The 18,169-nt window shown below is 74.6% G+C and carries 19 protein-coding genes; 9 read left to right on the top strand and 10 right to left on the bottom strand.

Annotated features, from left to right (window positions below):
- The first annotated feature begins 19 nt into the window (after nucleotides 1-19).
- Nucleotides 20-1,168, top strand: a complete 1,149-nt coding sequence (locus tag CRP29_RS10325; RefSeq protein WP_342745224.1) for an Rv2578c family radical SAM protein — start codon at nucleotides 20-22, stop codon at nucleotides 1,166-1,168.
- A gap of 53 nt (nucleotides 1,169-1,221) precedes the next feature.
- On the opposite strand, the gene CRP29_RS10320 is transcribed toward CRP29_RS10325, so the two are convergent.
- Nucleotides 1,222-2,076 (bottom strand): hypothetical protein, encoded by an 855-nt coding sequence (locus CRP29_RS10320; RefSeq protein WP_097194987.1) that lies wholly within the window; start codon nucleotides 2,074-2,076, stop codon nucleotides 1,222-1,224.
- 186 nt (nucleotides 2,077-2,262) lie between these two features.
- On the opposite strand from CRP29_RS10320, the gene CRP29_RS10315 reads away from it, so the two are divergent.
- A complete protein-coding gene (locus tag CRP29_RS10315; protein ID WP_097194986.1) occupies nucleotides 2,263-3,123 on the top strand; it encodes a lysophospholipid acyltransferase family protein in 861 nt (286 codons plus the stop codon).
- 12 nt (nucleotides 3,124-3,135) lie between these two features.
- Here the strand turns inward: CRP29_RS10315 and CRP29_RS10310 are convergent, their stop codons facing one another.
- The gene (locus tag CRP29_RS10310; protein WP_097194985.1) at nucleotides 3,136-3,564 is read right to left on the bottom strand and encodes a GNAT family N-acetyltransferase; all 429 of its coding nucleotides are present in this window, start codon (nucleotides 3,562-3,564) and stop codon (nucleotides 3,136-3,138) included.
- Nucleotides 3,565-4,181: 617 nt separating this feature from the next.
- Here CRP29_RS10310 and lnt point away from each other — a divergent pair.
- Together lnt and CRP29_RS10300 are read left to right on the top strand one after the other, a co-directional pair.
- Nucleotides 4,182-5,789: an apolipoprotein N-acyltransferase gene (gene lnt / locus CRP29_RS10305; protein ID WP_245852721.1), complete on the top strand. Its 1,608-nt coding sequence runs from the start codon at nucleotides 4,182-4,184 to the stop codon at nucleotides 5,787-5,789.
- Between the two features lie 41 nt (nucleotides 5,790-5,830).
- On the top strand, nucleotides 5,831-6,313 hold the full coding sequence (locus CRP29_RS10300) for an FxsA family protein (protein WP_245852720.1): 483 nt from the start codon (nucleotides 5,831-5,833) through the stop codon (nucleotides 6,311-6,313).
- A gap of 81 nt (nucleotides 6,314-6,394) precedes the next feature.
- Here the strand turns inward: CRP29_RS10300 and CRP29_RS10295 are convergent, their stop codons facing one another.
- The 3 genes from CRP29_RS10295 to CRP29_RS10285 all read right to left on the bottom strand — a co-directional run bounded on the left by CRP29_RS10295 (nucleotide 6,395) and on the right by CRP29_RS10285 (nucleotide 8,474).
- Complete coding sequence (locus tag CRP29_RS10295) at nucleotides 6,395-6,739, bottom strand: RNA polymerase-binding protein RbpA (protein WP_091982951.1); 345 nt, start codon at nucleotides 6,737-6,739, stop codon at nucleotides 6,395-6,397.
- A gap of 189 nt (nucleotides 6,740-6,928) precedes the next feature.
- Nucleotides 6,929-7,669 (bottom strand): thymidine kinase, encoded by a 741-nt coding sequence (locus CRP29_RS10290; protein ID WP_097194983.1) that lies wholly within the window; start codon nucleotides 7,667-7,669, stop codon nucleotides 6,929-6,931.
- Nucleotides 7,670-7,703: 34 nt separating this feature from the next.
- Nucleotides 7,704-8,474, bottom strand: a complete 771-nt coding sequence (locus tag CRP29_RS10285; RefSeq protein ID WP_097194982.1) for a glycerophosphodiester phosphodiesterase family protein — start codon at nucleotides 8,472-8,474, stop codon at nucleotides 7,704-7,706.
- A 164-nt stretch (nucleotides 8,475-8,638) separates the two neighbouring features.
- Here CRP29_RS10285 and CRP29_RS10280 point away from each other — a divergent pair, with 164 nt between their 5' ends.
- The gene (locus tag CRP29_RS10280; protein WP_245852719.1) at nucleotides 8,639-9,040 is read left to right on the top strand and encodes a hypothetical protein; all 402 of its coding nucleotides are present in this window, start codon (nucleotides 8,639-8,641) and stop codon (nucleotides 9,038-9,040) included.
- 21 nt (nucleotides 9,041-9,061) lie between these two features.
- On the opposite strand, the gene CRP29_RS10275 is transcribed toward CRP29_RS10280, so the two are convergent.
- The 3 genes from CRP29_RS10275 to CRP29_RS10265 form a co-directional block, all read right to left on the bottom strand.
- On the bottom strand, nucleotides 9,062-9,295 hold the full coding sequence (locus CRP29_RS10275) for a hypothetical protein (RefSeq protein ID WP_097194981.1): 234 nt from the start codon (nucleotides 9,293-9,295) through the stop codon (nucleotides 9,062-9,064).
- A gap of 735 nt (nucleotides 9,296-10,030) precedes the next feature.
- On the bottom strand, nucleotides 10,031-10,825 hold the full coding sequence (locus CRP29_RS10270) for an ABC transporter permease (RefSeq protein ID WP_097194980.1): 795 nt from the start codon (nucleotides 10,823-10,825) through the stop codon (nucleotides 10,031-10,033).
- Nucleotides 10,822-11,748, bottom strand: a complete 927-nt coding sequence (locus CRP29_RS10265; RefSeq protein WP_097195493.1) for an ABC transporter ATP-binding protein — start codon at nucleotides 11,746-11,748, stop codon at nucleotides 10,822-10,824. The genes CRP29_RS10270 and CRP29_RS10265 overlap by 4 nt, the downstream gene beginning before the upstream one ends.
- Nucleotides 11,749-11,886: 138 nt before the next feature.
- Between CRP29_RS10265 and CRP29_RS10260 the strand changes: the two genes are divergently transcribed.
- The 4 genes from CRP29_RS10260 (at nucleotide 11,887) to CRP29_RS10245 (ending at nucleotide 14,862) form a co-directional block, all read left to right on the top strand.
- On the top strand, nucleotides 11,887-13,176 hold the full coding sequence (locus tag CRP29_RS10260; RefSeq protein ID WP_176522912.1) for a sensor histidine kinase: 1,290 nt from the start codon (nucleotides 11,887-11,889) through the stop codon (nucleotides 13,174-13,176).
- Complete coding sequence (locus tag CRP29_RS10255; protein WP_097194979.1) at nucleotides 13,173-13,847, top strand: response regulator transcription factor; 675 nt, start codon at nucleotides 13,173-13,175, stop codon at nucleotides 13,845-13,847. The genes CRP29_RS10260 and CRP29_RS10255 overlap by 4 nt, the downstream gene beginning before the upstream one ends.
- Nucleotides 13,848-13,917: 70 nt before the next feature.
- The gene (locus CRP29_RS10250) at nucleotides 13,918-14,109 is read left to right on the top strand and encodes a hypothetical protein (protein WP_097194978.1); all 192 of its coding nucleotides are present in this window, start codon (nucleotides 13,918-13,920) and stop codon (nucleotides 14,107-14,109) included.
- Nucleotides 14,110-14,157: 48 nt separating this feature from the next.
- Nucleotides 14,158-14,862: a M50 family metallopeptidase gene (locus CRP29_RS10245; protein ID WP_097194977.1), complete on the top strand. Its 705-nt coding sequence runs from the start codon at nucleotides 14,158-14,160 to the stop codon at nucleotides 14,860-14,862.
- A 3-nt stretch (nucleotides 14,863-14,865) separates the two neighbouring features.
- On the opposite strand, the gene CRP29_RS10240 is transcribed toward CRP29_RS10245, so the two are convergent.
- Nucleotides 14,866-17,265, bottom strand: a complete 2,400-nt coding sequence (locus CRP29_RS10240) for a glycoside hydrolase family 65 protein (RefSeq protein ID WP_097194976.1) — start codon at nucleotides 17,263-17,265, stop codon at nucleotides 14,866-14,868.
- Entirely contained in the window at nucleotides 17,262-18,005 is a 744-nt protein-coding gene (locus CRP29_RS10235; protein ID WP_245852718.1) for an HAD family hydrolase, read from the bottom strand. The genes CRP29_RS10240 and CRP29_RS10235 overlap by 4 nt, the downstream gene beginning before the upstream one ends.
- Between the last annotated feature and the right edge of the window lie 164 nt (nucleotides 18,006-18,169).

The raw sequence follows: 18,169 nt of genomic DNA, 5'->3' as shown, positions 1-18,169 counted from the left end.
CGTTCGAACACGTGTTCGGATGGGTGTCATGCGATGGGAAGCGCAGCGGTTGGACCTCGAGGAGTCCTCGACCCTGCCTGGCATGCCGAGCATCCGCGGCCTGCTGCGCAGCGTGCAGGTGCCCGAGTTCCCGGGGCTGACTTTCCACGAGGTGCGGTCGCGGTCCGCGCTCAACCGCGTCCCGGACGATTCCGCGATGCCATTCCCCTTCACCATCAACACGTTTAGGGGATGCAGCCATTCGTGCGTATACTGCTTTTCTCGGAAGACACATGAATGGCTCGAGTTCGATTCCGGCAAGGACTTCGACTCACAGATCGTGGTCAAGACGAACGTGGTCGAGGTGCTCCGCCGGGAGCTGGCCCGGCCGTCGTGGGGGCGCGAGCACGTCGCGCTCGGCACCAACACCGACCCCTACCAGCGCGCCGAGGGGCGCTACCGGCTCATGCCGGGCGTGATCGGCGCGCTCGCCGAGTCGGGCACGCCGTTCTCCATCCTCACCAAGGGCACCCTGTTGCGCCGGGACATCCCGGCGCTCGTCGAGGCTGCCCAGCAGGTGCCGCTCGGGCTCGGCGTCTCCATGGCGATCTGGGACGACGCCCTGCACGCCGCCCTCGAACCGGGCGTGCCCACACCGCGGGCGCGGCTGGACCTGGTCCGGGCGCTGGCCGAGGCCGGCCTGCCGTGCGGGGTCTTCCTCGCGCCGGTGCTGCCCGGCCTCACCGACGACGAGGCGTCCCTGGACGCGGCCCTGGGCGCGATCGCCGCGGCGGGGGCGACCGGGGTGACCGTCATCCCGCTGCACCTGCGGCCCGGTGCCCGGGAATGGTTCATGACCTGGCTGCGCAGTGCCCACCCGGAACTGGTGCCGCGGTACGAGCGGCTGTACGCCCGCCGTGCCTACGTTCCGGCCGAGTACCGCACCTGGCTGGCGCGGCGGGTCGCGCCGCTGCTGGCCCGGCACGGCCTGGACCGGCAGTCCGGCGGAGCGGCGCGGGGCGCGGACGACGCGATCGCCACCGGGGTTCCTGGCGACGAGGAGGTCGGCTTCCCCGCGGGGAGCCTGCCGACGGGCGGCCTGCCGGGCGTCCGCCCCAAGGAGCGCCGGGCAGCGGCGACGAGGCCGGCGGTGCCGGCGGAGCCCGGCGAGCAGCTCTCCCTGCTGTGAGCAGAGCTGCCGGGAGGAGCGCCGCGTGACGGAACCGGCCCGGGGGCCGGATCTCAGCCGGCGAGCCGCGGCGAGCGCGAGGCGCGGGCCACCGTCCGTGCCGCCCGCACGACGCCGCGTGCCGAGACCGGGGGAGCGCCGGCCGCCAGCGACAGCCGCCGGAACGAGTCGTAGGACAGCTCCCGGTACGCCGCCGCGAGCACGTCCGCGGCGTCCTGGCGGGACGGGGGAGCGGTGGCCCGCAGGTGCTGCCCGGTGCGCCCGGCGTGCTTCGCGAACGTCACCTGCAGCGCCTGGTTGGACAACCGCCCGCCGATCCGCGAGTCGAGCCCGGGCCCGCGGCGCAGCGCCGGCAGCACCCAGGGGCTCGCGGCCAGCGCGGGATAGCGGCCGCGGACCTCCTCCCAGGCATGCCAGGCGGTCAGCGCGCCGGTGACGGACCACTCGCCGTCCTCGGTGCGGACGACCAGCCGGCGGGCGCCGGAGTGGACCTGGTCGCGGCGCAGCGAGCGGAACATGCCCACCGGGGCGGGCCAGGACAGCGCGAGCGCGCACCAGGCCACCGCGCGCACGTGCTCCGGGTCCGAACCGCGCAGCTCGGTGAGCGGGCGCAGCTCCAGCTCCAGCGGATCGGGCTCCGGCGTCCGGGCGCGGGGGAGAGCCAGCCCGCCGTACCGGGCGACCTTGGAGTAGAGCGCCACCGTCGCCGGCTTCCAGCCCCGCGCCGCGGCCAGCGGGTCCAGCCCGGTCTCCGCCAGCTGGTCGGGCCCCAGACCGAGCTCCATCGCCGCGTCGGCGAGCCGGCGCCACTGCGCCTCGTAGCCCGGCGGAACGGCCCAGCCGCGCCACGCCCGCTCGGGCGGGGGCGCGGGCATCTCCGGCAACGGCTGCTGCCACGCGCGCGACATGCCGGAACACTACCGTTATCCCCAACAACAAGGCGACACGTCGGTTGTGGTCATCTGCCGTTGCACGGTGCGCCACCCTCCGGGCGGCGTGTCACCAACGGCGGCACCCCTGCGCACGCCCGGGGAGGGGCGCCGGGGCAGGAGACCTCCCGGGCGGACGGTGCCCGGGTTGGTTAGGGTCCGCCCATGTACACCGCGAGCTGGCGCGACGTCGTCCGTGGAGATCTGTTCGGCGCATCGCCGGACCGCCGGGATCGGCCGTACCGGTTCGTGATCCGGATGTGCCTGGTCGTCTTCCACCTCTTCCGCTTCCGGTTCGACGTCCGGGGCGGCCAGCACGTCCCCGCGACCGGCGGCGCGATCATCTGCAGCAACCACGTCAGCTTCTTCGACTTCACGTTCCTGGGCCTGGGCGCGATCTCCCAGCACCGCCTGGTGCGGTTCATGGCGAAGTCCGCGGTGTTCGGCCACTGGTTCGCCGGGCCGTTCATGCGGGCGATGAAGCACATCCCCGTCGACCGGAAGGCCGGGGCCGCCGCGTTCGAGTCCGCCGTCCGGGCTCTCAAGGACGGTGAGGTGGTCGGCGTCTTCCCGGAGGCGACCATCAGCCGCAGCTTCACGGTGAAGGACCTCAAGGCCGGCGCCGCGCGGATGGCGATCGACGCGAACGTCCCGATCATCCCGGCGGCGGTCTGGGGCGGGCACCGGGTCGCGACCAAGGGCCACAAGGTCCAGCTGCGCCGCGGCGTCCCGGTCATGGTCTTCCTCGGGGAGCCGATCGTCCCCGAGCCGGGGGAGAAGGTGCAGCCGCTGCTGCGGCGGACCCGGGCGGCGATGGAGGCGCTCCTCGAGGAGGCGCAGGCGGCCTACCCGGACCAGCCCGCCGGGCCGGACGACCGCTGGTGGCTGCCCGTGCACATGGATGGCACCGCGCCGACCCCGGAGGAGGCCGCGATCGCGGACTCCGCGCGGGCCGCGGGCCACGGGCCGAAGGCGCCGAAGAAGTCGCTGCTCCAGCGCGTCACCGGGCTGCTCCGCCGCCGCTGAGCCGGGGCACTACTACTCGACGACGACCGGAGCCATCAGCCGGAAGGCCTCCAGCTCGACGTCGTACCACCGCGTCATGCGGCCCAGCGGCTGCATGCCCAGCCGGCGGCAGACCGCCAGGGACGGCTCGTTGCCCGGTCGGACGACGGCGTAGACCTCGGGGACGCCGGCTGCGAACGCGCGCTCGATGATCGCCACCGCCGCCTCGGTCGCGTATCCGCGGCCCCACGAGTCCGGGTGCAGGTGCCACCCGACCTCGACCTCACCTACACCGTGAGGCAGCGGCTTGAGCAGCAGCGTTCCGGCCGGCGGGCCGCCGTCCCCGGGTTCGACCGCCCAGCAGCCGTACCGGTCGTCGGTCGCGGCGATCGCGGCCCAGCTCCGGACCAGCTCCGCCGGGGGACGGTCGGGGCCCCCCGTGCGCGCCGCCTCTCCGCTCATGCCCTCGTGGCTACCCGACGCCCGGGGGAGCCGACACTCCGCCCCCCGCCGCGCCGGCCGACGGGCCCACCGCCACCTCCAGCGATTGCGTAACGATCAGGTCACGGTGCCTCTCACGGTCACCGTAGGTACCTGATCGGCCGCGGAGTGTCCTTACAGTCCCTGCAGTTCCACACCGGGAGCACCGTGCCGTGTCTCCCCGGATCGAGCGTGCGGGCCCTCCGGCCGGCGCGGACGGCTCCCGGGCCGCCCCGCCTCCGGGCTGCGAGAGCCGGCGTGAGACCGGGGGAGTCGGCCGGCGCCACCGGCGGAGCCTTGCGAGGACCGCGTCATCAGACAACGGTCGAGCCGTGCGCAGCCAGCGCCCGGCCGGCCGGCCCGAAGGCGCGGTACCGAGGAGGGAAACCGTCGGCGCACCCAGTGGGTGGAGCATCTCCGGCCCGCCCGGGGGTCCGTGCGACGTCGCCGGCCCCCGGGGGAGCGGGGAATGGGATGCTGGGTCAGGGCCGCAGCGACGAGGCGGCGGTCCCGACCCCCGTCCGACCGGCTCGGGGCAGCACCCGGCTCCTGGGGCCCGCCCCTGTCGACGCCGGACGACCGTCCCCGGGAGGGCACGCGTGGCCGCAGCACCTGGCACGCTGCTCCGCCGCACGCCCGAGCCCCGGCGGACACCGGCCACCCGTACCCGCCGCCTGCCCTGGCGGACGCTGCTCGCCGTCCTCGGGGGACTGGCCATGGGCCTGGCCTACCCCGGAGCCGGCCTGGTCCCGCTCGCTGTCCTCGGCCCGGCCTGCCTGGCCCTCGCGGTGCACGGCCGGAGCGCCCGCGGCGGCCTCTGGCTGGGCCTGGTCCTCGGTCTCGCCTTCTTCGCCCCCCTGCTGTCGTGGACGGGCATCTACGTCGGCGCCTTCCCCTGGCTCGCGCTCGCGGTGTTCGAGGCGCTGCACCTGGCCCTCCTCGGCGCCGCGACCGCCCTGACCTCGCGGCTGCGGTGGTGGCCGCTGTGGGCCGCCGCGCTCTGGGTCGCCGACGAGGCGCTGCGCGGGCGCCTCATCCTCGGCGGCTTCCCCTGGGGGCGGTTGGGCTTCAGCCAGACCGAGGGCCCGCTGCTCTCGCTCGCAGCCTACGGGGGTGTGCCCCTGGTCAGCTTCGCCGTCGCCCTGATCGGCACGCTGCTGGCCGCGACGGTGCTGGCCCTGCACCGCGTCCGGCGCGCGCCCGGGCCGGACCGGCGCGGAGCCGTCCTCCGCCCGCTGGGCGCGCTCGTCGCGATCCCGCTCGTCGGGGCCGCGGCCTGGCTGCCGCTGCCCGGGGCCTCGCTCACCGACGGCGGCCCGACGTCGACGGTCGCCGTGATCCAGGGCAACGTGCCGCGCGCCGGCCTGGACTTCAACGCCCAGCGCCGGGCGGTGCTGGACAACCACGTGCAGCGCACGCTGGAGCTGGCCGACGCCGTCCGGGCGGGGGAGCAGCCGCAGCCGGATCTCGTGCTCTGGCCGGAGAACAGCTCCGACATCGACCCCTACCTGAACGACGACGCCCGCACGCAGATCGACCGCGCCGCGCGTGCGATCGACGCCCCGATCCTGGTCGGCGCCATCGTCCAGGGCCCGGGCCGCTTCATCAGCAACACCGCCATCGTCTGGGATCCCGAGGCCGGGCCGGGGGACACCTACGTCAAGCGGCATCCGGTCCCGCTCGGCGAGTACGTGCCCGCCCGTGGCTTCTTCCGGCTCTTCAGCTCCGACGTCGACCGCGTCACCGACCAGTACGCCGGGGACGAACCGGGACTCCTCGACATCGGCGGGGCCACCGTCGGCGACCTCATCTGCTTCGAGGTGGTCTACGACGGGCTGGTGGCCGACGTCGCCGACGCCGGCATGCTCGTCGTCCAGACCAACAACGCGACCTTCGGCCGCACCGCCGAGAGCGCCCAGCAGCTGGCCATGAGCCGGCTGCGGGCGGTCGAGCACGGCCGCAGCGTCGCCGTGGCCGCGACCAGCGGCATCTCCGCGATCGTGGCGCCCGACGGCACCGTCGTCCGGTCCTCCGAGCTGTTCACCCCCGACGTGTTCGTCGAGGAGATCGCCCAGCGCGACTCCCGCAGCGTGGCGAGCCGGCTCGGGGCCGCACCCGAGTGGGCGCTCACCGCCCTCGGGCTCCTCGCCCTGGGGGCGGCGCTGCGGGTGAGGGCGAAGTCGCGCCCGCCGGCGGGAGCACGATGACCGCCCCGAGCGTTGGAACGAGCGTGGGACGACGACTACGCATGGCTGCTGGGCTCCTCGCGCTGGCCGAGGTGATCGTGTTCGTCCTCGTCGCGCAGTGGATCGGCGTGGGCGCGACGGTGCTCGCCGCGATCGCCACCAGCGCGCTCGGCTGGGCGCTGCTGGCCCGCCAGGGAACCAAGGCGCTGACCGAGCTGCGCGCGAGCGCCCGCACCGGCCGGGCGTCGGCCGGCCGCGAGCTGGGCGACGCCGGGCTCGTCGCCGTCGGCGGGCTGCTGATGGTGCTGCCGGGCTTCATCGGCGACGTGCTGGGGCTGCTGTGCCTGCTCCCGGGCACCCGGTCGCTGGTCCGCACCGCGCTCGGCCGGTTGATCGCCTCCCGGTTGCCGGTCGGCCTGCGGCCGCCGGTGCGGGTGGACAGCGTCCGGACGGCCGAGATGCCCCGTCGGGACGACGTCCGGACGCCGCCCATGGTCATCGAGGGCGAGGTGCTCCGCGGCCCCGACGGGCGCCCGGCGGGCTGAGCCCCGCACCCGGGACGCCCCCGGAACGCAGAACGGCCCCGGTGGGAATCCACCGGGGCCGAACCGTGCAGCGTGCTGGGATCAGCTAGCGCGGGTACGCCGGCCGCGGAGCACCTCGAGGCGCTCGGCGAGCACCTCTTCGAGGTCCTCGACGGAGCGGCGCTCGAGCAGCATGTCCCAGTGGGTGCGCGGCGGCTTGACCTTCTTGGGGGCCGGCTCGGCACCGCCGACCAGCTTGGCCGCGGCACCGTCGAACTTGCACTCCCACGTGTCCGGAAGCTCGGCGTCATCGGCGAAGGGCACCGTGAACAGGTGACCCGAGGGGCACCGGTACTCGGCGTACTGCCGATCGATGGGCGCGGTGTTCCGTTCGGTCTCGTAGCTGACGCTGCCCAGTCGGCTGCCGCGCAGGGAACGTTCGCCCATTGCACACCGTCCTCTCGTACGTGGTGTCGGTCGGGACTCGACTCCGGTCCGTGGGCCATACCCACGAACCGAGGAGTCACAGGGAAGAACGACAGATTCGGCGAAGAGATTCCGCCCAAATGGCTTCCCATCATCGCATGGGGTGGGGTCCGCGCCCCCTCGGCCCCTCGGAGGGGTGAGGTTCCCGGGTCAGGGGAGCGCGAGCTGCCCCGGACCGGCCGCCGTGGGCCCCAGCTGGCCGCGCACGTGGTGCCGGCGGCAGAGCACCTGGTAGCGCACCGCGGGGGAGGAGCCGGGCTCTCCGCCGGGCAGCTCGGCCGGCGCGGTGTCGGCGACGGTCTCGCCGGCCCGCACCATGACCCCGTCGACGACGCGGGCGTTGAGCAGCCCCGGGAGCCCGCACCAGCACAGCACCTCGACCTGCACCCGCTGGACGTCGTCCGCGACCTCCAGGAGGCGCTGGGTGCCCGGGAAGAGCCGGGTCCGGAAGTCGGTGGTCAGGCCGAACGCGTAGACGTCGACGTGGAACTGGTCGACGAGCTCGGCCAGCTGGTCGACCTGCCCGTCGGTCAGGAACTGCGCCTCGTCGACGATGAGGTAGTCGACGCGGTCGCCGGAGGCCCAGCGGTCGCGCACCAGCAGGCGCAGATCGGTGCCCGCGTCGATCTCGATCGCCGGCCGGCACAGGCCCACGCGCGAGCTGATCTGCGGCGCCGCCGACCGGTCGCCCTGGGTGACCAGCAGCCCGTGCCGCCCCTGCCGGCTCTGGTTGTGGTCGACCTGCAGGGCGAGGGTGGACTTCCCGCAGTCCATGGGGCCGTGGAAGAAGCGCAGGTGCGCGGGGGCGGGGTGCCGCCGGCGGTCACCGGACGCCGGGACGGCGGACGGCTCGGGCAGCTCGTCGACGAACGAGGAGTCGACCGCGCTCACGCCGGCTCCGAGGGGGCCGCCCCGGTCGGTGCGATCACGCCCACTGGCCGCGCTCCTCGAGCACCTCGCGGAGCATGGCCGGGCGGTCGGTCATGATGCCGTCCACACCGAGGTCGAGCATCGCCCGCGCCTCGTCGGGGTCGTCCACGGTCCAGACGTGCACCTGCAGACCCCGGGCGTGCGCGGCGGCCAGGAAGCGCTCGTCGACCAGCGCCCGCCCGCCCAGCTGGAGCGGCACCTGCGCGCAGCCCGCCTGGATGCGCACGAGCCCTGCGGCCCGGGGTGAGTAGGAGGACAGCCGCAGGGCCGCCACCCCGCGGGGGCCCAGCGAGGTGCAGACGGCCGGGCCGAAGAGCCGGCGGGCCGCGGCGATCCGGGCGTCGGAGAAGGAACCGAGGCAGATCCGGTCCGCGACTCCCATCCGGTGCACCAGCCGCACGAGCGGCGCGAGGACGCCGGCCGCCTTGATGTCGAGGTTGAACCTCACGTCCGGCCAGGCGCCGAGGAGGTCCTCGAGCCGCATGATCGGCTCGCGCCCCCCGATCCGGGCCTCGGACAACTCGGACCAGTGCAGCGCGTCCACCCGGCCGGTGCGGTCGGTCACCCGCTCCAGCGTGGCGTCGTGGAAGGCCACGAGGGTGCCGTCGGCGGTGATCTGGACGTCGGTCTCGAGGTACCGGTAACCGAGGTCCACGCAGGCCTGGAAGGCCGGCAGCGTGTTCTCGAGGTGCTCGATGGCACCGCCGCGGTGGGCCATGGCGAGGGGTGTCGGCGCGTCGAGGAATGCGAACCGCGCGGAGGGCACAGCGACACGCTAGTCAGCCCCGCGGACCTTCGCTCCGGGCCCCCTGCCGGGGCGTCCCCAGCAGCGCCCGGCAGGACCGCTGGTCAGCGCTCCGCATCGCGGTTCGGGGTGTCCCTGGCGTGTTCACCGGTTCCCGTCGGCCGCGGCGTCTAGCGTGCCGTTCCGTGGCACAGCACGCGACCGGCACGGTGACGCACCCCCCGATCTCCCCCGCACCCAACCGGGGGAGCGGCGAGGCCCGGCGGTGCGGGTGGTGTCGCCGCGTCCTCCCCGAGCAGGGGTCGGTCGGGCGGCCTCGGCTGTACTGCGGCCAGGCCTGCCGCCAGCGGGCCTACGAGCAGCGCTCCGCGGCGGCGAAGGCCGGCCTGCCGGACGACGTCGTCCTGGTGTCCCGGGCAGAGCTCGACGGGCTGCAGGACCGGCTCTACCAGCTGCGGTGCGCACTGGAGGACGTCCAGACCCTCCTGACCGAGAAGCCGACGAAAGCCGAGCTCGAGCGGTCGCTCACCGACCTCGTCCACTCCACCGGGCGTCTCGACCGGCTCTGGGTCACCGAACGCGGCTGACCCGCCGGCGGTGCGGGCCGATCAGTCCGGATCGGTCGTGTCGTCGTCCTGGTTGTCCTGGTCCGGATCCGAGTTGTTCGGCAGGTTGCCCTGCTCGTCGCTGCCCGGGTCGTCGCCGTCGCGGTTCTCGCTGTCGTCGTCGGTCGTTCCGTCGTTCTGGTCCGTCCCGGCGGCCGAGCACGCGGTCATCGTGGCACCGCCACCGAAGATCGCCAGAGCGGCCAGGAGAGCGGCGAGCGGTCGTCGGATCTGCATGCTCCGACCCTACGAACACCCGGCCCGGACCGCCCGTCGAACCCGCCCGATGGCCACACTTACGTCACTGTTACGTAATGCGGGTGGTGTGGCTGGAGGGGGGGAGCGCCGAAGCGGGCGGCGTTCCGTCGGTCCGCCGGCCCCGGACCGGTCCGCGGACAGGCCGACGGGCTGACCATCAAGATCGTCTCATCGACAAGATCATCCCGGGGGAGTCGCACCGGGGTGTCGAGCGCGGGCAGCATCGGCGGACGACCGCCCGGGGTCGCCGACGACCGCAGTCGGCGCCGTCGACGCACACCGGGTGCCCACCCGGCCGCGGGCGCAGCGGTCGCGGATGCGCAGCACGAGGACGACGGATGCGTCACGTCGAGCGATCGCGAGTGCCCGACGGATCCGGCGGCCCCGGGCCCCTCTCCAGGCGCCCATCCAGTGCGCCGATAATGCACATTATGTCAACTCATCCGGAGGAGCCCCGCTCCTGAGGCCCTCGCCCGCCCGCGGACCCGCCTCCGCCGCGGTGGACCGACGGCGGCACGCGAAGCACACGATCTCGCGTCCCGCCGTCGGATCCTGGCGCGGCCGCCCCGTACAGCGCTCGCGGTGTGGCCACCGCGGCATCGCGGTACCCGCCGGCAGTGGGTGCCGGGTCGCGCCCCGTTCCGCCACCCGGACTCCCCGGCCTGCATCGACCGGTTTACGTCACAGTGACGGATACCCCTCCCTGCGCCGGCGTCAGCCGATCTCGCTGCGGATGATCCGGATCCAGCCGGCCACCATGGGCGCCACCAGCCACAGCGCCACCGTCGTCGCCAGCCGCGCCCAGTCCTCGCCGCTCGACAGCAGGCCCTCGAACATCGGCGCCATCGTCGTGGCCTGGTCGAGCCAGTCCCGCACCCACGCGAGCGCGCCGACGGTGTTGGCCACGATCGTCACGACCGTCGGGAGCACGAAGTACAGGACGATCGCCAGCGGTGAGCTGAGCAGCAGCATGCCGAAGGCGACACCGATGAGGATCGTGAGCACCTGAAGCAGGGCCACCTGTGCCAGGTGTCCGGCGGAGATCCCCCAGTCCGTCGCGTCGGTCGTCAGGATCGGCGTGAGCAGTGCCCCCAGGGCCGAGGCGAGCAGCGCGGCCACGGTCCCGAGCAGGCCGAGCAGCACGCCGACGATCACCTTCGCGGTGAGCACCCGCGAGCGGGCCGGCACCAGGGTGAACGTCGTCATGGCCGTCCGCTGCGACCACTCGCTGGTGACCAGCAGGATGCCGACGACGGGCAGCAGCAGGTTCACCGGCAGCTGGGTCGTGCCGACGAACATCGCGAAGGTCTTGTCCGGCTCCTCGGCGAAGAGCATCTGCAGCGTCACGACGGTGAGCGCCGCCAGGGCGACGACCAGCAGCAGCCAGAAACCGGCGCGGGTGTCGTAGGTCTTCCGGAGCTCCACGCGGACGAGCCGCAGCAGCGACGGCGCCGCCGGGGCGTCCCCCGCCCGCGGAGCCGTGGTCGGGGCGAGGGTGGCGGTGCTCATGCGGAGGTCTCCTGGATCTGGCGGTCGGCGGCGGCTGCGGCGCCGGCGGTGGGGTCGGTCAGCGAGCGGAACAGCTCCTCGAGCCGGTCTCCCCCGGCCGGGCGGAGCTCCAGCAGCGGCACCCCGCCGGTGGCCGCGGCGATGCCGACCGCCTCGGCCGGACCGTCCGCGATCAGCGCGTCCGCAGGACCGGGGGTGACGCCGATGCCGGCCGCCGCGAGAGCGCCGGTCAGCGCCGCACGGTCGCGCGCCCGGACGAGGGTGCCGGTGCTCGCCAGGAGCTCCTCGCTGCTCCCCTGGGCCACGATCCGGCCGCCGGCGATGACGACCAGCTGGTCGGCCACCGCCTCGACCTCCCGCAGCAGGTGCGAGGAGAGCAGCACCGTGCCGCCGCGGTCGGCGAAGCCGCGCAGCAGCCCGCGCATCCAGAAGATGCCCTCGGGGTCCAGCCCGTTGGCGGGCTCGTCCAGGACCAGCACCTGCGGCTCGCCGAGCAGCGCCATGGCCAGGCCGAGCCGCTGCCGCATGCCCAGGGAGTACTTCCCGACCCGCTTGCCGGCCGGCTTGCCGGCGAGGCCGACCTGCTGCAGCACCTCGTCCACCCGGGAGCGCGCGACGCCCTGCACGAGCGCCGCCAGCGCGAGGGTCTCGCGCCCCGTCCGGCCGGCGTGCTGCGCGCCGGCGTCCAGCAGCACGCCGACGTGCCGGCCGGCGTTGGGCAGCTCGCGGTAGGGCCGCCCCGCCACCGCGGTGGTGCCGCTGGTCGGCAGGGTCAACCCGCAGACTGCGCGCAGCGTGGTCGACTTGCCGGCGCCGTTGGGCCCGAGGAAGCCGGTGACGGTGCCGGGCGCACAGGAGAAGGAGACGTCGGAGACGGCGAGCTGGGCGCCGTACCGCTTGGTCAGGTGTTCGACGGTGATCACGCGGACCACCCTCCCCCGCGGGCCCACTCCCCCGCGTCGGCCGGACGGCGGTCCGCCGCAGACCTTGGTCGACAACGCGCGCCCGGTCCTAGACCTTCGTCGCTGCCGTCGGTCGGCCGCTCTCCGTAGCCTGCTGGGGTGAGCACCGCCGTCCGGCCTCCGGCCCCGTCGCACCCGGGCGTGGACCACCCCTCGCTCGTCCCGGCCCTGCTCCTGGCCGACTCCCTCTCCCCCGGTGCCGACGTCGACGGCAGGCGGCCGGTGCGCCGGTCGGTGCGCGACTGGTTCGTCGACCTGGTCGTGTTCCTGGCCGCGGTCGGGCTGGGCCTCCTGCTGCTGCTCGAGTCGAGCGCGCGCCCCGACCCGCCGTCGGACGGCCTGCTCGCGACCGATCTGCTCGTGGGGGCGGCCGGCTGCCTGCTGCTCTGGGGACGGCGGCGGTGGCCGGTGGCCGTGGCGGCGGTGCTGGCGCTGATCGGGGCGTTCTCGTCCATGGCCGGCGTCGCCGTCCTGGTCGCGTTGTTCACCGTGGCCGTGCACCGCACCTGGCGCACGGTGCTGCTGGTGGCGGGGCTGAACCTGGCCACCTTCCTCGTCTACGACCACCTGCGCCCGGACCCGGACCTGCCCGGGCCGCTGTCCCTGGCCCTCGGCGTGGTGCTGACCGCCGCCGTCGTCGCCTGGGGGATGTTCGTGCGCGCCCGCCGGCAGCTCGTCGTCTCGCTGCGCGACCGGGCCGTGCGCGCGGAGACCGAGCAGCGGCTGCGCGTCGACCAGGCCCGCCAGCTCGAGCGCACCCGCATCGCCCGGGAGATGCACGACGTGCTGGCCCATCGGCTGTCGCTCCTGAGCATGCACGCCGGCGCCCTGGAGTACCGCCCCGACGCCGCACCGGAGGAGGTCGCCCGGGCCGCCGGGGTGATCCGGGCCAGCGCCCGTGGTGCCCTGGAGGACCTGCGCGAGGTGATCGGCGTGCTGCGCGACACCGGCGACGGTGCGCTGTCCGACCGCCCGCAGCCGACCCTCGCCGACCTCGCCGACCTGGTCGAGGAGTCCCGCGCGGCCGGGCTGCGGGTGCGGATGGAGTACCGGGTGCCCGACGTCGAGGCGGTGCCGACGATGACCGGCCGCACCGTCTACCGGGTGGTGCAGGAGGCGCTGACCAACGTCCGCAAGCACGCCGGGGGCACGGTCGCCTGCGTCCGCGTGACGGCCGAGCCCGGCGCCGGCATCGAGGTCGAGGTGACCAACCCGGCGTCGCTGAGCGCCGACCCCGGAACACCGCTGCCGGGTTCGGGCACCGGCCTGGTCGGCCTCATCGAGCGGGTCGGCCTCGCCGGCGGCACGCTCGAGCACGGCTGGACCGCCGACGGCGAGTTCCGGCTCCGGGCGTGGCTGCCGCAGCCCCAGCCGGCGGCGGAGACGTGAGCGGGGCGATCCGGGTCCTCGTCGTGGACGACGACCCCCTGGTGCGCGCGGCGCTGGCCATGGTGCTCGGCGGCTCCGGGGACTGCGTGCTGGTCGGCGAGGCCGCGGACGGCGCGGACGTGTCCGCCGCCGTGGCCGAGCACGCGCCGGACGTCGTCCTCATGGACATCCGCATGCCGCACGTCGACGGGCTGACCGCCACCGAACGGCTGCGTGCCCGCCCGGGCGGACCGGAGGTCATCGTGCTCACCACGTTCGACGCCGACGCCTCGGTGCTCCGGGCGCTGCGCGCCGGGGCCAGCGGCTTCCTGCTCAAGGACACCCCGCCGGCCGCGATCGTCGACGCCGTGCGGCGGGTGGCGGCGGGGGAACCGATGCTCTCCCCCACCGTGACCCGCCAGCTGATGGCGCACGTCGCCGACGCCGGTGGCGCGCCGACGGGCTCCGGCGACCGCCGGGCGACCGCCCTCGCGCTCCTGCAGCGCCTCAGCGACCGCGAGCGCGAGGTGGCGCTGGCCGTCGGCCGCGGGCTGTCCAACGCGCAGATCGCCGCGGAGGCCTACATGAGCGTGGCCACCGTGAAGGCGCACGTCTCCCGGCTGCTCACCAAGCTGGAGGCGGCCAACCGCGTGCAGGTGGCACTGGTCGTGCACGACGCCGGCCTGGCCTGAACCTCACGCAGCAGCTTTGACCCGGACGCCGGCGGGTAGCCGCTCCGGGACGACGACGCCAGGAGGTCACGTGACCGAGCACCGCCCCGACACCGACGAGCACTCCGAACCGGGCGGCTCCCCCACGCAGGGGCAGCACGACCTGATCCGCAAGCCGGTCACCCCCGGCACCGACGACGGCGACACCGCGGCCGTCCCCGGCGCCTACGAGGCCGACGACGACGAGCGCGAGCGGGGGAAGGCGGTCAAGCCCGGGAACTGACCGGTGAGCCGCCGGCCGTTCCCGGGCCGGTGCGGTTGACTGCCCGGCGTGGACGCGGCGGGCCGGATCTGGGACCGGGTCACCGCTCCCGCCCCCGACCCCTCCACTCCCCTGCTCCTCGGCGCGGCGGCCGTGGCGGCGCTGCTGGTCCTCTACGCGCCGCTGTGGCGGCTCACCCGGCACGCGGTGACCATCGCGCACGAGGGTGCGCACGGGATGGTGGCGCTCGCCGCCGGCCGCCGGCTGTCGGGCATCCGGCTGCACTCGGACACCTCCGGTGTGACGGTCTCCTCCGGGCGGCCCACCGGTCCGGGCATGGTGCTCACCTGCGCCGCCGGCTACACCGGACCCGGTCTCTTCGGCCTGGGCGCGGCCGCCCTGCTCGCCGCCGGGCAGGCCGTGGCGCTGCTGTGGGGGCTGGTCGCCCTCCTGGCGCTGCTGCTGGTGCAGATCCGCAACTGGTACGGCCTGTGGTCGGTCCTGGTCAGCGGCGGGCTGGTGCTGGCCGGGACGTGGTGGCTCCCGCCCGAGGGTCAGGCCGCCGCCGCGGCGCTCATCACCTGGTTCCTGCTGCTGGCCGCGCCGCGTGCCGTCCTCGAGCTGCAGACCGCCCGCCGGCACCGGGGGGCACCGGACTCCGACGCCGACCAGCTGGCCCGGCTCACCCGGATTCCCGGCGTGGTGTGGGTCGGCTTCTTCCTGGCCGTCGACGTCGGGGCGCTGCTCCTGGGCGGCAGCTGGCTGCTCACCTGACCGCTAGTGCAGCTCGGAGACGGTCCGGTGCTCCAGCGGCGGCGTGCCGGCGCGCAGCCGCCGGCGGGGCTCGCAGCCCGGAGGCTGGGTGACCGGCTCGACCTGCGGCGCCGGCGGGATGTCCAGCACCAGGTCGGCGTGGTCGACGATGACCTGCCTGCCGTGGTGCCGGATCTCCAGCGGATCGCCGTCGACCAGCCGGTAGGTCACCGTCGTCGGGGTCACCGAGACGACCAGCTTGCGCCCCCGGTAGACCATCCGGAACCGGAGCCGGGTGAGCCGGCCGGGCAGCCGCGGGGCGAAGGTGAGCGCGCCGTCGTGGTCCCGCATGCCACCGAAGCCGGCGACCGCCACCGTCCAGCCCCCGGCCAGCGAGGCGATGTGCAGTCCGTGCCCGGAGTTGTGGTGCAGGTTCTGCAGGTCGGTGAGCGCCACCTCGGCCCAGTAGTCGTAGGCCAGGTCCAGGTGACCCGTCTCCGCGGCGACGACGCCCTGCTGGCTGGCCGACAGGGAGGAGTCCCGCGTCGTCCGCGCCTCGTAGTAGGCGAAGTTCGCGATCTTCTCGTCGAGCGTGAAGGCGTCCCCCCGCAGGTGCAGGGCCATGACGAGGTCGGCCTGCTTCACCACCTGCTTCCGGTAGATCTCGAAGTAGGGGTAGTGCAGCAGCAGCGGGTAGTTCTCGGTGGGCGTGGCGGCGAAGTCCCACTCCTCGTGGTGGGTGAACGCGTCGGACTGCATGTGCACGCCGCGCTGGGTGTCGTAGGGCACCGCCATCAGCGCCGCGGCGCGCAGCCACACCTCCACCTCGTCCGCGGAGACCTGGAGCCGGCCGGCGACGTCGGGCTGCCGGGTCACGGCCCGTGCCGCCTCGCGCAGGTTGCGCTGCGCCATGAGGTTGGTGAAGACGTTGTTGTCCACCACGGCCGTGTACTCGTCGGGCCCGGTCACGCCGTCGATGCGGAACCCGTGCTCGGTGTCGAAGTGCCCCAGGGACGCCCACAGCCGCGCCGTCTCGATGAGCAGCTCGGCGCCGAAGTCGCGGTCGAAGTCGTCGTCGCCGGTGGCGTTGAGGTAGCGGACGACGGCGTCGGCGATGTCGGCGTTGATGTGGAAGGCGGCGGTGCCGGCCGGCCAGTACCCGGAGGTCTCCTCGCCGCGGATGGTGCGCCACGGGAAGACCGCACCGCGCAGGCCGAGCACCCGCGCCCGTTCCCGGGCCAGCTCCAGGATCGAGTGCCGCCAGCGCAGCGCGTCGCGGGCGGCCTCCGGCGCCGTGTAGGTCAGCACCGGGAGCACGTAGGTCTCGGTGTCCCAGAACGTGTGCCCGTCGTAGCCGGGCCCGGTCAGGCCCTTGGCCGGGATGGGCTGGCGCTCACCGCGCAGGCCGGCCTGCAGGACGTGGAACATGCCCACCCGGACGGCCTGCTGCAGCTCGTCGTCGCCCTCGATCTCGACGTCGGCCTCGTCCCAGTGCTGGTCGAGCAGGTCGCGCTGCTCTCGCATCAGCCGGTCGAACCCGGCCAACTTCGCGGTCGCCAGCGCAGCCTCGACCTGGTCGCGCAGCGCCGCTCCGGAACGGCGGGAGGACCAGCCGTAGGCGAGGAACTTGACCAGCTTCAGCGATCCGCCCGGCGGGATGCGCGCGGCCAGCGTGTACCGGGCGAGGTCGCCGTTGGCCAGGATGTCCTCGGTGCTGCTGTCCGGGATCTCCACGACGTGGTCCATCCCGGCCGCCATCCGCAGCCGGCTCCGCGCCGTCTGGTGCACCAGCACGGCGCGTCGGCCGCGGCCGACGGAGAACTCCGCCTGCAGCGGCCGGCTCAGGTTCGCCGCCGCGCGCGGGTCGTCGCTGTCGCCGTGGCCCACCTCGTTGGCCAGCAGGTCGGACTGCAGCGCCACGTACAGGTCGCCGAGGTCGTCGATGACCTCCACCTGGTACTCGATCGCGGCGATCGAGCGGCGGGCCAGCGACACCAGCCGGGTGCTGGTGACCCGGACGCTGCGGCCACCCGGTGAGCGCCACTCGGTGATCCGCCGCAGCACCCCCGCGCGCAGGTCGAGGGTGCGCCGGTGCTCGAGGATCTCGCCGTAGTTGAGGTCCAGCGGCGAGTCCTTCACCAGCAGCCGGATGAGCTTGCCGTCGGTGACGTTGACGACCGTCTGCCCCTGCTCGGGATACCCGTAGCCGGCTTCGGCGTAGGGCAGCGGCCGCTCCTCGTAGAAGCCGTTGAGGTACGTGCCCGGGACGACGACCGGCTCGCCCTCGTCGAACGAGCCGCGCATGCCGATGTGCCCGTTGGCCAGCGCGAACACCGACTCGTGTACGCCCAGCGAGGCGTGGTCCAGCCCCACCTCGGTGAGGGACCACGGCTCGATGGGGAAGGTCGCCCGCCCCTCCGTCACGCGCCCTCCCCCAGCAGCTCGGCGAGGTCGGTGACCACGACGTCGGCTCCCGCGGCCGCCAGGCCCTCGGCCTGACCGACCCGGTCCACGCCCACCACGAAGCCGAACTGCCCCGCCTTCCCGGCCGCCACCCCCGACAGTGCGTCCTCGAACACGACCGCGTGCGCGGGGTCCACGCCCAGCGCCCGGGCGCCGGCCAGGAACGTGTCGGGCTCCGGCTTGCCACGCAGCTTCTCGCGCGCGGCCACCACGCCGTCGACGCGCGCGTCGATGAGGTCGGCGAAGCCGCCCGCGGCGATCACCTGCTCGCCGTTGGCCGAGGCGGTCACCACCGCGGTGGGCAGCCCCGCTGCCTTCACCGCGCGCAGGTAGCGCACCGAGCCGGGGTAGACCTCGACGCCGTGCTCGTCCAGCTCGCGGAGCACCAGCACGTTCTTGCGTGCGGCGATGCCCTGCACCGTCGCCGCGTCGGGCGCGTCCCCCGCGGAGCCCTCGGGCAGGGTGATGTCCCGGCTGGCGAGGAAGTCCCGGACGCCGGACGCCCGGGGCCTGCCGTCGACGTACCGGTTGTAGTCGTCCTGGTCGAACGGGCGCGCCCCCGGGTCGGTGGCGGCCAGGTACTCGTCGAAGGTCCGTTTCCAGGCGGCCATGTGCACGGTGGCGGTGCGGGTCAGCACACCGTCGAGGTCGAAGAGGCAGGCGCGGACGGACCCGGGCAACCCCAGGCCGGATACAGGCACGGCAGCGACGGTACCGGCGTGCGGTCCGGTGCACGCGACGGACGGGCCGGGACGGGGAGCTGCCGCCACCGGCGCGCGCCGGGCGGCCCTGCTGCCTAGGGTCGCTGAGGGGCCGCGCATGCCGGACCCCCGCCCGACCTGGGCCGATCCAGCGATCCCGAGGA

The organism is Blastococcus aggregatus (genome assembly GCF_900221005.1).
Classification (GTDB): domain Bacteria; phylum Actinomycetota; class Actinomycetes; order Mycobacteriales; family Geodermatophilaceae; genus Blastococcus; species Blastococcus aggregatus.
The sequence above is the reverse complement of the archived record's forward strand: the minus strand, read 5'-3'. Positions and strand labels throughout refer to the sequence as shown.

What these genes read in the sequence shown, in the direction of transcription:
- CRP29_RS10325 (WP_342745224.1), top strand. Translation starts at nt 20, where the DNA reads ATGGGTGTCATGCGATGGGAAGCGCAGCGGTTGGACCTCGAGGAGTCC.
- CRP29_RS10320 (WP_097194987.1), bottom strand. Translation starts at nt 2,076, where the DNA reads ATGTCGCGCGCGTGGCAGCAGCCGTTGCCGGAGATGCCCGCGCCCCCG.
- CRP29_RS10315 (WP_097194986.1), top strand. Translation starts at nt 2,263, where the DNA reads ATGTACACCGCGAGCTGGCGCGACGTCGTCCGTGGAGATCTGTTCGGC.
- CRP29_RS10310 (WP_097194985.1), bottom strand. Translation starts at nt 3,564, where the DNA reads ATGAGCGGAGAGGCGGCGCGCACGGGGGGCCCCGACCGTCCCCCGGCG.
- CRP29_RS10300 (WP_245852720.1), top strand. Translation starts at nt 5,831, where the DNA reads ATGGCTGCTGGGCTCCTCGCGCTGGCCGAGGTGATCGTGTTCGTCCTC.
- CRP29_RS10295 (WP_091982951.1), bottom strand. Translation starts at nt 6,739, where the DNA reads ATGGGCGAACGTTCCCTGCGCGGCAGCCGACTGGGCAGCGTCAGCTAC.
- CRP29_RS10275 (WP_097194981.1), bottom strand. Translation starts at nt 9,295, where the DNA reads ATGCAGATCCGACGACCGCTCGCCGCTCTCCTGGCCGCTCTGGCGATC.
- CRP29_RS10270 (WP_097194980.1), bottom strand. Translation starts at nt 10,825, where the DNA reads ATGAGCACCGCCACCCTCGCCCCGACCACGGCTCCGCGGGCGGGGGAC.